This window comes from Lelliottia sp. F153, assembly GCF_002870005.1.
GTDB classification, from domain to species: domain Bacteria; phylum Pseudomonadota; class Gammaproteobacteria; order Enterobacterales; family Enterobacteriaceae; genus Enterobacter; species Enterobacter nimipressuralis.
In genome coordinates this window covers 254,184-268,034 of record NZ_PKFT01000002.1, presented here as the reverse complement: position 1 = coordinate 268,034, position 13,851 = coordinate 254,184, and the positions used below count along the sequence as shown (strand labels likewise).

At 56.6% G+C, this 13,851-nt stretch carries 12 protein-coding genes; 8 read left to right on the top strand and 4 right to left on the bottom strand.

Annotation, left to right across the window (positions count from 1 at the left end):
- Positions 1–116: 116 nt before the first annotated feature.
- The 4 genes from parC to F153LOC_RS08320 all read left to right on the top strand — a co-directional run bounded on the left by parC (position 117) and on the right by F153LOC_RS08320 (position 7,059).
- Positions 117–2,375, top strand: coding sequence for a DNA topoisomerase IV subunit A (parC, locus tag F153LOC_RS08335; protein WP_100778913.1), 2,259 nt, complete (start codon positions 117–119; stop codon positions 2,373–2,375).
- Positions 2,376–2,497: 122 nt separating this feature from the next.
- On the top strand, positions 2,498–3,235 hold the full coding sequence (gene plsC / locus F153LOC_RS08330) for a 1-acylglycerol-3-phosphate O-acyltransferase (protein WP_100778914.1): 738 nt from the start codon (positions 2,498–2,500) through the stop codon (positions 3,233–3,235).
- Between the two features lie 57 nt (positions 3,236–3,292).
- Positions 3,293–4,705: a cell division protein FtsP gene (gene ftsP, locus F153LOC_RS08325; protein WP_100778915.1), complete on the top strand. Its 1,413-nt coding sequence runs from the start codon at positions 3,293–3,295 to the stop codon at positions 4,703–4,705.
- Positions 4,706–4,887: 182 nt separating this feature from the next.
- A complete protein-coding gene (locus F153LOC_RS08320; RefSeq protein WP_102104773.1) occupies positions 4,888–7,059 on the top strand; it encodes a YgiQ family radical SAM protein in 2,172 nt (723 codons plus the stop codon).
- Between the two features lie 56 nt (positions 7,060–7,115).
- On the opposite strand, the gene dkgA is transcribed toward F153LOC_RS08320, so the two are convergent.
- A complete protein-coding gene (gene dkgA / locus F153LOC_RS08315) occupies positions 7,116–7,943 on the bottom strand; it encodes a 2,5-didehydrogluconate reductase DkgA (protein WP_100778917.1) in 828 nt (275 codons plus the stop codon).
- Between the two features lie 104 nt (positions 7,944–8,047).
- On the bottom strand, positions 8,048–9,211 hold the full coding sequence (gene yqhD, locus F153LOC_RS08310) for an alcohol dehydrogenase (protein ID WP_100778918.1): 1,164 nt from the start codon (positions 9,209–9,211) through the stop codon (positions 8,048–8,050).
- On the opposite strand from yqhD, the gene F153LOC_RS08305 reads away from it, so the two are divergent.
- Complete coding sequence (locus tag F153LOC_RS08305) at positions 9,191–9,409, top strand: hypothetical protein (RefSeq protein WP_102104772.1); 219 nt, start codon at positions 9,191–9,193, stop codon at positions 9,407–9,409. The genes yqhD and F153LOC_RS08305 overlap by 21 nt on opposite strands.
- Positions 9,406–10,305 (top strand): AraC family transcriptional regulator, encoded by a 900-nt coding sequence (locus F153LOC_RS08300; RefSeq protein WP_100778920.1) that lies wholly within the window; start codon positions 9,406–9,408, stop codon positions 10,303–10,305. Before F153LOC_RS08305 ends, F153LOC_RS08300 begins: the two co-directional genes overlap by 4 nt.
- A gap of 36 nt (positions 10,306–10,341) precedes the next feature.
- On the opposite strand, the gene yghB is transcribed toward F153LOC_RS08300, so the two are convergent.
- Positions 10,342–11,001 carry a DedA family general envelope maintenance protein YghB gene (yghB, locus tag F153LOC_RS08295; RefSeq protein ID WP_100778921.1) on the bottom strand — a complete coding sequence of 220 codons (660 nt, stop codon included), beginning with the start codon at positions 10,999–11,001 and terminating at the stop codon, positions 10,342–10,344.
- 142 nt (positions 11,002–11,143) lie between these two features.
- On the bottom strand, positions 11,144–12,331 hold the full coding sequence (gene metC / locus F153LOC_RS08290) for a cystathionine beta-lyase (protein WP_102104771.1): 1,188 nt from the start codon (positions 12,329–12,331) through the stop codon (positions 11,144–11,146).
- Positions 12,332–12,582: 251 nt separating this feature from the next.
- Here metC and exbB point away from each other — a divergent pair, with 251 nt between their 5' ends.
- Together exbB and exbD are read left to right on the top strand one after the other, a co-directional pair.
- On the top strand, positions 12,583–13,314 hold the full coding sequence (gene exbB / locus F153LOC_RS08280) for a tol-pal system-associated acyl-CoA thioesterase (protein WP_100778923.1): 732 nt from the start codon (positions 12,583–12,585) through the stop codon (positions 13,312–13,314).
- A 6-nt stretch (positions 13,315–13,320) separates the two neighbouring features.
- Positions 13,321–13,746 (top strand): TonB system transport protein ExbD, encoded by a 426-nt coding sequence (gene exbD, locus F153LOC_RS08275; RefSeq protein ID WP_100778924.1) that lies wholly within the window; start codon positions 13,321–13,323, stop codon positions 13,744–13,746.
- The last annotated feature ends 105 nt before the right edge of the window (positions 13,747–13,851 follow it).

Below are 13,851 nucleotides of genomic sequence, written 5' to 3'. Positions count from 1 at the left end.
CGAAAAGGGCCGATTCTGCGGCCCTTTTTCTTTGTGACTCAACTCGTCAGATAGGGTAGTATCTGCGGCAATATTGCCTGAAACCCACAGGTTTCTGAGTTGAGGAATGACATTTAATGAGCGATATGGCAGAGCGCCTCGCGCTACATGAATTCACTGAAAACGCCTATCTGAACTATTCCATGTACGTCATCATGGACAGGGCACTGCCGTTTATCGGCGATGGCCTGAAACCCGTTCAGCGTCGCATCGTTTACGCGATGTCTGAGCTGGGCCTGAACGCCAGCGCCAAATTCAAAAAATCCGCCCGTACCGTGGGTGACGTGCTGGGTAAATACCATCCGCACGGCGACAGCGCCTGTTACGAAGCGATGGTGTTGATGGCGCAGCCGTTCTCCTACCGTTATCCGCTGGTCGATGGCCAGGGAAACTGGGGGGCACCGGACGATCCGAAATCCTTCGCCGCGATGCGTTACACCGAATCGCGCTTATCAAAATATGCAGAACTGCTGCTCGGTGAACTCGGCCAGGGCACGGTGGACTGGGTGCCAAACTTCGACGGTACGATGCAGGAGCCGAAAATGCTGCCTGCCCGTCTGCCGAATATCCTGCTGAACGGCACCACCGGCATCGCGGTTGGCATGGCGACGGATATTCCGCCGCACAACCTGCGCGAAGTGGCGAAAGCCGCCATTACCCTGATTGAACAGCCGAAAACCACGCTGGATGAACTGCTGGATATCGTGCAAGGGCCGGACTATCCGACCGAAGCGGAGATCATCACCTCCCGCGCTGAAATCCGCAAAATCTACCAGAACGGTCGCGGATCTGTGCGCATGCGCGCGGTGTGGAATAAAGAAGACGGCGCCGTGGTCATTACCGCGCTGCCGCACCAGGTGTCCGGCGCGAAAGTGCTGGAGCAGATCGCCGCCCAGATGCGCAATAAAAAGCTGCCGATGGTCGATGACCTGCGCGACGAATCGGACCACGAAAATCCGACGCGTCTGGTGATTGTCCCACGCTCTAACCGCGTCGATATGGACCAGGTGATGAACCACCTGTTCGCCACTACCGATCTGGAAAAAAGCTACCGCATCAACCTGAACATGATCGGTCTGGATGGTCGTCCGTCGGTGAAAAACCTGCTGGAGATCCTGACTGAGTGGCTGGCGTTCCGTCGCGATACGGTACGCCGTCGTCTGAACTATCGTCTGGAAAAAGTCCTTAAGCGCCTGCATATCCTTGAAGGTTTGCTGGTGGCGTTCCTCAATATCGACGAAGTGATTGAGATCATTCGCACCGAGGACGAGCCGAAGCCCGCGCTGATGTCGCGTTTTGGCATTAGCGAAACCCAGGCTGAAGCGATCCTCGAACTGAAATTGCGCCACCTCGCCAAACTGGAAGAGGTGAAAATTCGCGGCGAACAGAGCGAGCTGGCGAAAGAGCGCGATCAGCTGCAGGCGATTCTGGCGTCCGAACGCAAGATGAGCAATTTGCTGAAGAAAGAGCTGCAGGCGGATGCGGAAGCCTTTGGCGACGACCGTCGTTCACCGCTGCAGGAGCGCGAAGAAGCGAAAGCGATGAACGAGCACGACATGCAGCCGTCTGAGCCGGTGACTATCGTGCTGTCCCAGAGCGGCTGGGTGCGCAGCGCGAAAGGCCACGATATCGACGCGCCGGGCCTGAGCTACAAATCCGGCGATAGCTTCAAATCGGCGGTGAAAGGCAAGAGTAACCAGCCGGTGGTGTTCCTTGATTCCACCGGGCGCAGCTACGCCATCGACCCGATCACGTTGCCGTCGGCGCGCGGGCAGGGCGAGCCGATCACCGGCAAGCTGACGCTGCCACCGGGTGCGACCGTTGATCATATGCTGATGGAAGGCGAAGAGCAGAAACTGCTGATGGCCTCCGATGCCGGTTACGGTTTCATCTGTACCTTCAACGATCTGATTGCCCGTAACCGCGCGGGTAAAGCGATGATCAGCCTGCCGGATAACGCCCACGTTATGCCGCCGCTGGTGATTGAGAACGACAGCGATATGCTGCTGGCGATCACCCAGGCTGGACGGATGCTGATGTTCCCGGTCAGCGACCTGCCGCAGCTGTCGAAAGGCAAGGGCAACAAGATCATCAATATCCCGGCGGCGGAAGCCGCAAAAGGCGAAGACGGTCTGGCGCATCTCTTCATTCTGCCGCCGCAAAGCACGCTGACCATTCATGTCGGCAAGCGTAAGATCAAACTGCGTCCGGAAGAGTTGCAGAAAGTGGTGGGCGAGCGCGGGCGTCGCGGCTCGCTGATGCGCGGGCTGCAGCGTATCGACCGCGTGGAGATTGACTCTCCACTGCGTGCGAAATCGGGCGATAGCGAAGAGTAATGTGCCTCTCCCCCTCCGTTCGGGAGGGGGTTCTCGCTAAAATTATCTGTCTTTACACAAAGTCCTTACCTGGCTGGCATTGGAGTATATAATTGTCAGCTGTTAGGGCTTCTGAGGTCGCTATGCTATTCATTGTTCGTGCAATTCTCACCGTTATCTATTGCATTCTGGTCTGCGTGTTCGGCTGCATTTACTGCCTGTTCAGCCCGCGCAACCCGAAGCATGTCTCCACCTTTGGCCGCATGTTTGGTCGACTGGCGCCGCTGTATGGCCTGAAGGTCGAAACCCGCTTGCCGGAAGGCGCAGAAAATTTCGGCAACGCCATCTATATCGGTAATCATCAGAATAACTACGATATGGTCACCGCCGCGAACATCGTGCTGCCGCCAACGGTCACGGTGGGTAAAAAGAGCCTGCTATGGGTGCCGTTCTTCGGCCTGCTCTACTGGCTAACAGGTAACTTGCTGATCGATCGTAATAACCGCGCCAAAGCGCACAGCACCATTGCCGAAGTGGTCAATCACTTTAAGAAACGCAAAATCTCTATCTGGATGTTCCCGGAAGGGACGCGCAGCCGCGGTCGCGGCCTGCTGCCGTTTAAAACTGGCGCGTTTCACGCCGCAATTGCTGCAGGTGTGCCAATTATTCCTGTGTGTGTTTCCAATACTTCGAATAAAATTAACCTTAACCGCCTGAAAAACGGGCTGGTAATTGTTGAGATGCTGCCACCCGTGGACACCAGCAAATACGGTAAAGACCAGGTGCGTGAACTGGCTGCCCATTGCCGTGAGCTGATGGCGCGTCAAATCGAAGTGCTCGACAAAGAAGTCGCAGAGAGAGAAGCCTCCGGCAAGATTTAACCGGAGTTTCAGGGAAATGAATTCCCGCGTTTTATCGTCGTTTCACATGGAGCAAATATGTCACTCAGTCGGCGTCAGTTTATTCAGGCTTCGGGAATCGCCCTTTGTGCTGGCGCGGTTCCGCTGACAGCCAACGCCGCCGGGCAGCAACAGCCGCTGCCCATTCCGCCGTTACTGGAATCTCGTCGTGGGCAACCGCTTTTCCTTACCATGCAGCGCACACACTGGTCCTTTACCCAGGGCACGCGCGCATCGGTCTGGGGGGTGAATGGCCGTTATCTCGGGCCGACGATCCGCGTCTGGAGCGGGGATGACGTAAAGCTTATTTACAGCAACCGCCTGGCGGAAAACGTCGCCATGACCATCAGCGGATTGCAGGTCCCCGGTCCACTGATGGGCGGCGCGGCGCGCATGATGACGCCGAGCGCTGACTGGGCACCCGTACTGCCGATTCGCCAGAGTGCCGCGACCCTGTGGTATCACGCGAACACGCCAAACCGCACGGCGCAGCAGGTCTACAACGGTCTGGCCGGAATGTGGCTGGTGGAAGACGACGTGAGTAAATCGCTGCCGATCCCGAACCACTACGGTGTCGATGATTTCCCGGTCATCATTCAGGACAAACGCCTCGATAACTTTGGCTCGCCGGAGTACAGCGAGCCGGGCAGCGGCGGTTTTGTCGGCGATACGCTGATGGTGAACGGCGCGCAAAGCCCGTACGTCGAAGTCTCTCGCGGCTGGGTCCGTCTGCGTCTGCTGAATGCGTCCAACTCCAGGCGCTATCAGCTGCAGATGAGCGATGGCCGCGCGCTGCATGTGATCTCCGGCGATCAGGGCTTTTTACCCGCGCCGGTTTCCGTTAAACAGCTGGCGCTGGCGCCGGGTGAGCGGCGTGAAATCCTCGTCGATATGACCAACGGGGATGAAGTGTCGATTACCTGCGGCGAGGCGGCGAGCATCGTGGATCGTATTCGCGGCTTCTTCGAGCCGTCGAGCATTCTGGTGTCTACGCTGGTGTTGACCCTGCGTCCGACGGGCCTTTTACCGCTGGTGACGGACAGCCTGCCGATGCGTTTGCTACCAGAAGAGATCCTGAGCGGGACGCCGGTGCGCAGTCGTGATATCAGCCTCGGCGACGATCCGGGGATCAACGGTGCGCTGTGGGACGTCAATCGTATCGATATTACAGCGCAGCAGGGGACCTGGGAGCGCTGGACGGTGCGTGCAGAGATGCCGCAGGCGTTCCATATCGAAGGGGTGAGTTTCCTGATCCGTAACGTCAACGGCGCGATGCCGTTCCCGGAAGATCGCGGCTGGAAAGACACGGTCTGGGTCGATGGGCAGGTAGAGCTGCTGGTCTACTACGGACAGCCTTCATGGCCGCACTTCCCGTTCCTGTTCCACAGCCAGACGCTGGAGATGTCGGATCGCGGTTCCGTAGGGCAGCTGTTGGTGAATCCGCTGGTCTAGCACGCTTTCACAGGCCGGGCGGTGGCTTCGCCTTACCCGGCTTACAGAATCCGCGAACCCAGGCACGCTAAGCGCAGCGCTACCGGGCGAACGGCGAAAATGCCCGCATAATACCCCTTCATTTCATGTATAAATCCAGCGTATAATCGCCGCCCTTTGTCTATTTTTTCTTCGGAAGCATTATGAGCGCAATATCCCTGATCCAGCCGGATCGAGACCTCTTCTCCTGGCCCCAGTACTGGGCAGCCTGCTTCGGACCGGCGCCATTCCTGCCGATGTCCCGCGAAGAGATGGACCAACTGGGCTGGGACAGCTGCGATATTATTCTGGTGACGGGCGATGCATACGTCGATCACCCGAGCTTCGGCATGGCCATTTGTGGCCGTATGCTGGAGGCGCAAGGCTTCCGCGTAGGGATCATCTCCCAGCCAGACTGGAACAGCAAAGACGCGTTCATGAGCCTCGGCAAACCCAACCTGTTCTTCGGCGTTACCGCCGGGAACATGGACTCGATGATCAACCGCTACACCGCCGATCGCAAACTGCGCCACGACGATGCCTATACCGCCGATAACGTCGCCGGTAAGCGTCCGGATCGCGCCACGCTGGTGTATACCCAGCGCTGCAAAGAAGCATGGAAAGACGTGCCGGTCATCCTGGGGGGGATCGAAGCGAGCCTGCGCCGTACCGCGCACTACGATTACTGGTCTGATACCGTGCGCCGTTCGGTGCTGGTGGATTCCAAAGCCGATATGCTGATCTTCGGCAACGGCGAGCGTCCGCTGGTGGAAGTGGCGCACCGTCTGGCGCAGGGCGAACCTGTCGGTAACATCCGCGACGTGCGTAACACGGCGATCATGGTGAAAGAAGCGCTGCCGGGCTGGAGCGGGGTGGATTCCCGTATCATCGACATGCCGGGCAAAATCGACCCGATCCCACACCCGTACGGTGAAGATCTGCCGTGTGCGGACAACAAACCGGTTGAACCGAAGAAAGCCGAAGCCAAAGCCGTAGTCGTGCAGCCGCCGCGCCCAAAACCGTGGGAAAAAACCTACGTTCTGTTGCCGTCCTTTGAAAAAGTGAAAGGCGACAAGGTGCTGTATGCCCACGCGTCACGCATTTTGCATCATGAAACTAACCCAGGCTGCGCACGTGCGCTGATGCAAAAGCACGGCGAGCGCTATATCTGGGTTAACCCGCCAGCCATTCCGCTCTCAACCGAAGAGATGGACAGCGTGTTTGCACTGCCGTACAAACGCGTGCCGCATCCTTCCTATGGCAATAGCCGAATTCCTGCCTACGAGATGATCCGCTTCTCGATCAACATCATGCGCGGCTGCTTCGGCGGCTGCTCGTTCTGTTCGATCACCGAGCACGAAGGGCGCATTATTCAGAGCCGCTCTGAGGATTCGATCGTTAACGAGATCGAAGCCATTCGCGACACGGTTCCGGGCTTTACCGGCGTGATCTCCGATCTGGGCGGCCCGACCGCCAACATGTATATGCTGCGCTGCAAATCACCGCGCGCGGAGCAGACCTGCCGCCGTCTGTCGTGCGTCTATCCGGATATTTGTCAGCACATGGACACCAACCACCAGCCGACGATCAACCTGTATCGTCGCGCCCGCGATCTGAAAGGCGTCAAGAAGATCCTTATCGCCTCCGGCGTGCGTTACGACATCGCCGTGGAAGATCCGCGCTACATCAAAGAGCTGGCGACCCATCACGTTGGCGGCTATCTGAAGATCGCCCCTGAGCATACGGAAGAAGGCCCGCTGTCGAAAATGATGAAGCCGGGCATGGGCAGCTACGATCGCTTTAAAGAGCTGTTTGACACCTATTCGAAACAGGCGGGTAAAGAGCAGTACCTGATTCCCTATTTCATCTCTGCGCACCCTGGTACGCGCGATGAGGATATGGTGAATCTGGCTCTGTGGCTGAAGCAGCGTCGTTTCCGTCTCGATCAGGTGCAGAACTTCTATCCGTCGCCGCTCGCTAACTCGACGACCATGTATTACACCGGCAAGAACCCGCTGAGTAAAATTGGTTACAAGAGTGAAGATGTGGTGGTGCCGAAAGGTGACAAACAGCGTCGACTGCATAAAGCACTGCTGCGCTATCACGATCCGGCCAACTGGCCGCTGATCCGTCAGGCGCTGGAGGATATGGGTAAAAAGCATCTGATTGGCTCGCGCCGCGAATGCCTGGTGCCCGCGCCGACGCTCGATGAGATGCGCGAAGCGCGTCGCCAGAACCGCAATACCCGTCCGGCACTGACCAAACACACGCCTGTTGCGCATCAGCGCCAGACGCCGGCGGCGAACAAAAAACGCGGTAAAGTGGCAGGGCGCTAAGCCTGTCGCCCGGCAATAAAAAAGCCCGACGTTCTGTCGGGCTTTTAACGAGGGTGTTACCCTCCAAACTGATCCGGATCTGGCCCCAACCGCTTGCCCTGATCCAGCTTCGCTATCTCGCTTAACTCCTCTTTATCCAGGCGGAAATCCCAGACGTCAAAGTTCTCGGCGATACGCGCCGGGGTGACCGATTTCGGGATCACCACCAGACCGCTGTCCAGATGCCAGCGAATGACGATCTGCGCGGCGGTTTTGCCGTACTTCTCGGCCAGGTCGCGAATAATTTTCTGATCGAACACGCCTTCGCCACCCTGAGCCAGCGGGCTCCAGGATTCGGTCTGGATTTTGTGCGTGGCGTTCCAGGAGTGCAGTTGACGCTGCTGCATGAGCGGATGCAGCTCAATCTGGTTGATCACCGGGGCGACGCCCGTTTCATCAATCAGCCGCTGCAGATGATGGATCTGGAAATTACAGACGCCAATGCTCTTCACCAGCCCCTCTTTTTGCAGATCGATCAGACCTTTCCAGGCCTCAACGTAGTGATCGATTGCCGGAACCGGCCAGTGCATCAGATAGAGATCGACGAAATCGAGCTGGAGTTTTTCAAGGCTTTCCAGCAGGGCTTCGCGTGGGCGTTTCTGGTCGTCGTTCCACAGTTTAGTGGTGATGAATAACTCATCGCGCGGGATGCTGGCGCTGGCCAACGCTTTGCCGACGCCGTCTTCATTTTTGTACGCGGCGGCGGTATCGATAGACCGATAGCCGACTTCCAGTGCTTTGTGAATGGCGGACACGACCTCGTCATTACCGGCTTTCCATACGCCCAGTCCCAGCTGGGGCATGACGTTGCCGTCCTGAAGCTTAATTACGGTTTGGTTTGCCATTTTTCCTCCTCCATTTGCTCATCACCGGGGGTGTCCCCGGTGATGTGGTGTGCATTAAGTCTGGACGAAATGTCAAAAAACGAAAGGCGGGATGACAAAAACGCTTAGCGGGCCGCTTCGTAAATGCGACGGCTGACGTCCAGCGTAATGTCGTGATTCTCGCCCAGTTGCGTCATGCCATGCTCTTCGAGTTTGGCCAGCAGGGCAGGGATAGAGCTGCCATCCAGGCCGTAACCGGAGAGGCGAGTCGGCACGCCCAGTTGCTCGAAGAAGTTACGCGTCGCCGCGATTGCCGCGTCGATACGCTCGTCTTCAGAACCGGAAGTGATGTTCCATACGCGCTCTGCATACTGCAGCAGTTTGGCACGTTTGGTGTCGCGTTTTTCATTCCACAGGGCAGGCAGAACCACCGCCAGCGTCTGGGCGTGATCGAGGCCGTGCATCGCGGTCAGTTCGTGGCCCAGCATGTGGGTCGCCCAGTCCTGTGGCACGCCTGCGCCAATCAGGCCGTTCAACGCCTGAGTCGCCGCCCACATCACGTTTGCACGCACATCGTAGTTCTCTGGCTCTTGCAGCGCTTTCGGGCCGTCTTCTACCAGCGTCAGCAGAATGCCTTCCGCGAAGCGATCCTGAATTTTGCCGTTGACCGGATAAGTGACGTACTGCTCAACCGTGTGAACGAAGGCATCCACGACGCCGTTAGCCACCTGGCGCGGCGGCAGGGTGTAGGTGTAAACCGGGTCCAGTACCGCAAACACAGGCTGAACGTGTTCGTTCATGAAGGCCTGTTTGTCACCGGTGGTTTTACGGGAGATGACTGCGCCTTTGTTGGATTCAGAACCGGTCGCAGGCAGAGTCAGTACAGAGCCCATCGGGATGGCGCTGGTGATTTTGCTGCCGCCGGTCTGCAGGATTTCCCACGGGTCCACGCCGTCGGCGTAATGGGCCGCAGCCGCGATAAACTTGGTGCCGTCGAGAACCGACCCGCCGCCGACTGCCAGCAGGAAGGTGATGTTCTCTTCACGGGCGATGTTAACTGCGTTCATCAGCGTTTCGTAGGACGGGTTTGGCTCGATGCCGCCGAATTCACGTACGTCCACGCCTTCCAGTGCGCTGTACACCTGGTCCAGCACGCCGGTTTTTTTGACGCTGCCACCACCGTAAGTGATCAGGACGCGCGCCCCGGCTGGGATCTGGTCGCGCAGATCGGCGATGGCGTCTTTACCAAACAGAATGCGGGTTGGGGTATGCAGATTAAAATTATTCATTGCTCGTTCCCTTATGTGGGTGAAAAACGTGGCGGCGTCGATGGCTGCCTGATGGTGCCCATTGTGGCCATCGAAGGCACGCCTCTCAATGCACATTCCTGCCGTTGTCTTGCCCATTTCTACAGAGGGCTGGAGAAAATGCGAAAAGGTGCGCAAACTGGCAACAATGGAAACCGTATCGGGAGTAAACCTGAATGAACCGCGATGAGATTTGCCTGCAATTGACGGGGCAAATTAACAGACTGAAAGATAAAGAAAATACGCTCACTGAGCTGTTGCCGGATATCCGTCTTTTATACGGCACACAGCCCGGTACGCGCACGCCAGTGATGTACCAGCCCGGCATCGTATTTCTCTTTTCAGGCCATAAAATTGGCTATATCAATGAGCGCGTGTTCCGTTACGACACCAACGAATATTTACTCCTCACAGTACCTTTACCCTTTGAATGTGAAACCTATGCGACTGAGGCTGTTCCGCTGGCGGGCATTCGCGTCAACGTCGATATTCTCCAGCTTCAGGAACTGCTGATGGATATCGGCGAAGACGAACTGTTCCAGCCCGCGATGGCGGCGAGCGGCATTAACTCCGCGACGCTCTCCGATGAGATTCTGTGCGCCATTGAGCGCCTGCTGGACGTTATGGAACGCCCGCTCGACGCGCGTATTCTTGGCAAGCAGATAATCCGCGAGATCCTCTATCACGTTCTGATGGGACCGGGCGGCGGAGCGCTGCTGGCGCTGGTGAGCCGTCAGACCCATTTCAGCCTCATCAGCCGCGTCTTAAAACGTATTGAGAGCCAGTACACGGAAAACCTGAGCGTGGATGAGCTGGCGTCAGAGGCCAATATGAGCGTCTCGGCGTTCCACCATAACTTTAAATCCGTCACCAGCACGTCGCCGTTGCAGTACCTGAAAAGCTATCGCCTGCACAAAGCGCGGATGCTGATGATTCACGACGGGATGAAAGCCAGCGCTGCGGCGATGCGCGTTGGCTATGAAAGTGCGTCGCAGTTCAGCCGTGAGTTTAAACGCTATTTTGGCGTGACGCCGGGGGAAGATGCGGCGCGTATCAGAACGATGCAGGGAATGTAAAGCGTCCTCTCTCGGGGAGGGAGAGGACGGACAAGATTAGACGTTACAGCATTTCTTCTTGATCACCACAAACAGCGTCCCGACGAGGCCTGCAACCAGCAGGAAAATCGGCAGGATCATCAGGAAAGTCATCACCTGATCTTCGTGGTGCTTCACAAACGGGATCATGCTCAGGGCATAACCCAAAGAGGTCACAACGCCGACCCACAGCAGGGCGCTCAGCCAGTTGAAGAACTGGAAGCGGCGGTTCGACAGGCCAGAAATCCCGGCCATCGTTGGCAGCAGGGTGCGAATAAACGCCAGAAAACGTCCGGCGAGCAGAGCCAGCAGGCCGTGGCGGTCAAACATGCAGGTGGCGCGCTCGTGGTATTTCACGGGCAGTTGCGCCAGCCAGCCTTTCACCACGCGCGTATTGCCGAGCCAGCGGCCCTGCACATAGCTCAACCAGCAGCCGAGGCTGGCGGCCGACGTTAAAATCACGATCGTGGGGGCGAAGTCCATAACGCCTTTACCAATTAACGCCCCGGCTAATAACAGCAGGCTGTCGCCTGGAAGAAACGAGGCCGGCAGCAGACCGTTTTCCAGAAAAAGCGTGGCGAACATAACGAAATAAACAACACCTACAACGTGCGGGTCCGCCAGCGCTGCAAAGTCGTGTTGCCAGAGCGCAGCGATAATATCTTGAATGACAGCCATGGACTTTCCTGTGGAACAACTGATATGTGGCTATTGTACTCCTGATTTCGCCCAGTGGGGTTGATCGGGGACCCAACAAATGCAGTCTTTTCTGCTGCACGTGTCTGTAAAACGGTCCGGGAGTACATTTACAGCCCGCACTCTACACGATGCGTTCGAAACCTGCCGATAAATCCGCGATCAGATCATCAACATTTTCTAAACCGATGTGCAGTCGGATCAGCGTGCCGGTAAAGTCGATTTCTCCGCCCGGGCGCAAACCGGCAAGTTGTTCAGGCTGATTCGGCAGAATGAGCGATTCAAAGCCGCCCCAGGAGTAAGCCATGCTAAAGAGCGAGAAGTTATCCAGGTAGGCGGCCAGCTCGTCGTTACTCAGTCGCTTATTGAGAACAAATGAGAACAGACCGCTGCTGCCCGTAAAGTCACGTTTCCAGAATTCGTGACCTTTGCTGCCCGGTAGTGCAGGGTGATTCACGCGAGCGACTTGCGGATGTTGCGCCAGCCATTCGGCCACTTTCAGACTGCTTTCGTGATGCTGACGTAGACGCACGCCCAGCGTACGAAGCCCGCGACTGGTCATATAAGCGGTATCGGCATCCACCATCTGCCCCATCAGGTAGGCGTTTTCGCGCAGCTGATCCCAGCAGCGGGCGTTAGACACCGCCGTGCCAATCATGCCGTCTGAGTGGCCAATCAGGTATTTCGTTGCCGCCTGAATCGAGATATCGATGTCAAACTCAAGGGCTTTAAACAGCACGCCCGCCGCCCAGGTGTTATCGATCATGATGATAGCGTCTGGCGCCACGCGACGCACCGCGCGCACAATCGTCGGAACGTCATGCACTTCCATGGTGATAGAGCCGGGAGATTCCAGAAACACAATGCGCGTATTCGGCTGGATAAGCTCCGCAATGCCTTCGCCGATCAGCGGATCGAACCAGCCGGTGGTGACACCCAGACGGGTCAGAATTTTGGTGCAGAAATCCTGGCTTGGCTCGTAGGCGGTGTTGGTCATCAGGATATGATCGCCCTGTTCAACGAACGCCAGAATCGTATTCGCTACCGCAGCAGCACCGCACGGGAACAGGGCACAGCCGACGCCACCTTCCAGCTCGCACATCGCTTCCTGCAATGAGAAATGGGTCAAGGTGCCGCGACGCCCGTAAAACAGCTCGCCTTTCGCGCGGTTGCGGGTGGCGTGTTTCTTGGCCTCAACAGTATCGAAGACCAGCGAGGAGGCGCGTTGAATCACGCTATTTACCGAACCCTGAGTGTACTTTTTACTGCGTCCTGCCTGCACAAGCGTGGTATCAAGATGCTTCTCTGTCATGTTCGCTAAACCTGTTTTTATCCGTCTGGACGTCCAGACTACCACGATTGCGAAAATCTGCACCCGGATGCTTAGCGAATAAGCACAATATTTTATGAAAAATACGCATAAGAAATTTTTACTGCGTAAGCGCAAGGAAAATGAGCGAAATTTACGGCACTATGCAAATACTAATGAGAACTACTATCAATTCGACGTGGTTTTGATATTATTATGCTCAGAATTTGTGATTTGCGTCCTGGAGATACAGAGTGGGTAATAATTTGATGCAGACGGATCTCTCCGTTTGGGGCATGTATCAACATGCTGACATCGTGGTTAAGATTGTGATGATCGGCCTGATTCTGGCGTCCGTGATCACCTGGGCAATTTTCTTCAGCAAAAGCGTTGAGCTGATTTCTCAAAAGCGCCGCCTCAAGCGCGAGCAACAGCAGCTGGCTGAAGCCCGCTCGCTGAATCAGGCATTTGACATCACCTCCGCGTTCCATGCAAAAAGCCTGACCACCCAATTGGTCAACGAAGCTCAAAACGAACTGGAACTCTCCGCAGGCAGTGAAGATAACGAAGGCATTAAAGAGCGTACGGGCTTCCGCCTGGAACGTCGCGTTGCCGCCGTGGGCCGTCACATGGGCCGCGGAAATGGTTATCTGGCAACTATCGGTGCGATCTCCCCGTTCGTGGGTCTGTTTGGTACCGTGTGGGGCATCATGAACAGCTTCATCGGTATTGCTCAGACGCAAACCACCAACCTCGCCGTAGTGGCACCGGGCATCGCGGAAGCGCTGCTGGCAACGGCGATCGGCCTTATCGCCGCTATTCCGGCGGTGGTTATCTATAACATCTTCGCGCGTATGATTGGCAGCTACAAAGCCACGCTCGGTGATGTTGCCGCACAGGTTCTGCTGCTGCAAAGCCGCGATCTCGACCTCAGCGCCAGCTCCGTTAAGCCGGTACATTCTGCTTCGAAACTGCGTGTAGGTTGATACGTTATGGCAATGCGTCTTAATGAAAATCTGGACGATAACGGCGAAATGCACGAAATCAACGTAACGCCGTTTATCGACGTTATGCTGGTTCTGCTGATTATCTTCATGGTGGCCGCGCCTCTGGCGACGGTAGACGTGAAGGTGAATCTGCCGGCCTCTTCCAGCCAGCCGCAGCCGCGTCCGGAAAAACCGATTTACCTGTCGGTGAAAGCTGATAAATCGATGTTCCTGGGCAACGACCCGGTCACCGATCAATCCGTTATTCCGGCACTGGATGCGCTGACCCAGGGCAAAAAAGAGACCACCGTCTTCTTCCGCGCGGATAAAACCGTCGACTACGAGACCATGATGAGAGTGATGGATACGCTGCACCAGGCGGGCTATCTCAAAATCGGACTGGTCGGCGAAGAGAAAACGGCGGCGAAATAAACGTAAAAACGGCAACGCAAGTTGCCGTTTTGTTTTCTCTCTTTCGTGAGTAACGCGTAAGCGAAAGTCTCAGGCGGGACAAACCCGCAGGCGCCATTTACGTAG

Excerpts from the sequence above, each read along its gene's own strand:
- parC (WP_100778913.1), top strand. The coding sequence starts at position 117 with ATGAGCGATATGGCAGAGCGCCTCGCGCTACATGAATTCACTGAAAAC.
- plsC (WP_100778914.1), top strand. The coding sequence starts at position 2,498 with ATGCTATTCATTGTTCGTGCAATTCTCACCGTTATCTATTGCATTCTG.
- ftsP (WP_100778915.1), top strand. The coding sequence starts at position 3,293 with ATGTCACTCAGTCGGCGTCAGTTTATTCAGGCTTCGGGAATCGCCCTT.
- F153LOC_RS08320 (WP_102104773.1), top strand. The coding sequence starts at position 4,888 with ATGAGCGCAATATCCCTGATCCAGCCGGATCGAGACCTCTTCTCCTGG.
- dkgA (WP_100778917.1), bottom strand. The coding sequence starts at position 7,943 with ATGGCAAACCAAACCGTAATTAAGCTTCAGGACGGCAACGTCATGCCC.
- F153LOC_RS08305 (WP_102104772.1), top strand. The coding sequence starts at position 9,191 with ATGCAGATTAAAATTATTCATTGCTCGTTCCCTTATGTGGGTGAAAAA.
- yqhD (WP_100778918.1), bottom strand. The coding sequence starts at position 9,211 with ATGAATAATTTTAATCTGCATACCCCAACCCGCATTCTGTTTGGTAAA.
- F153LOC_RS08300 (WP_100778920.1), top strand. The coding sequence starts at position 9,406 with ATGAACCGCGATGAGATTTGCCTGCAATTGACGGGGCAAATTAACAGA.
- yghB (WP_100778921.1), bottom strand. The coding sequence starts at position 11,001 with ATGGCTGTCATTCAAGATATTATCGCTGCGCTCTGGCAACACGACTTT.
- metC (WP_102104771.1), bottom strand. The coding sequence starts at position 12,331 with ATGACAGAGAAGCATCTTGATACCACGCTTGTGCAGGCAGGACGCAGT.
- exbD (WP_100778924.1), top strand. The coding sequence starts at position 13,321 with ATGGCAATGCGTCTTAATGAAAATCTGGACGATAACGGCGAAATGCAC.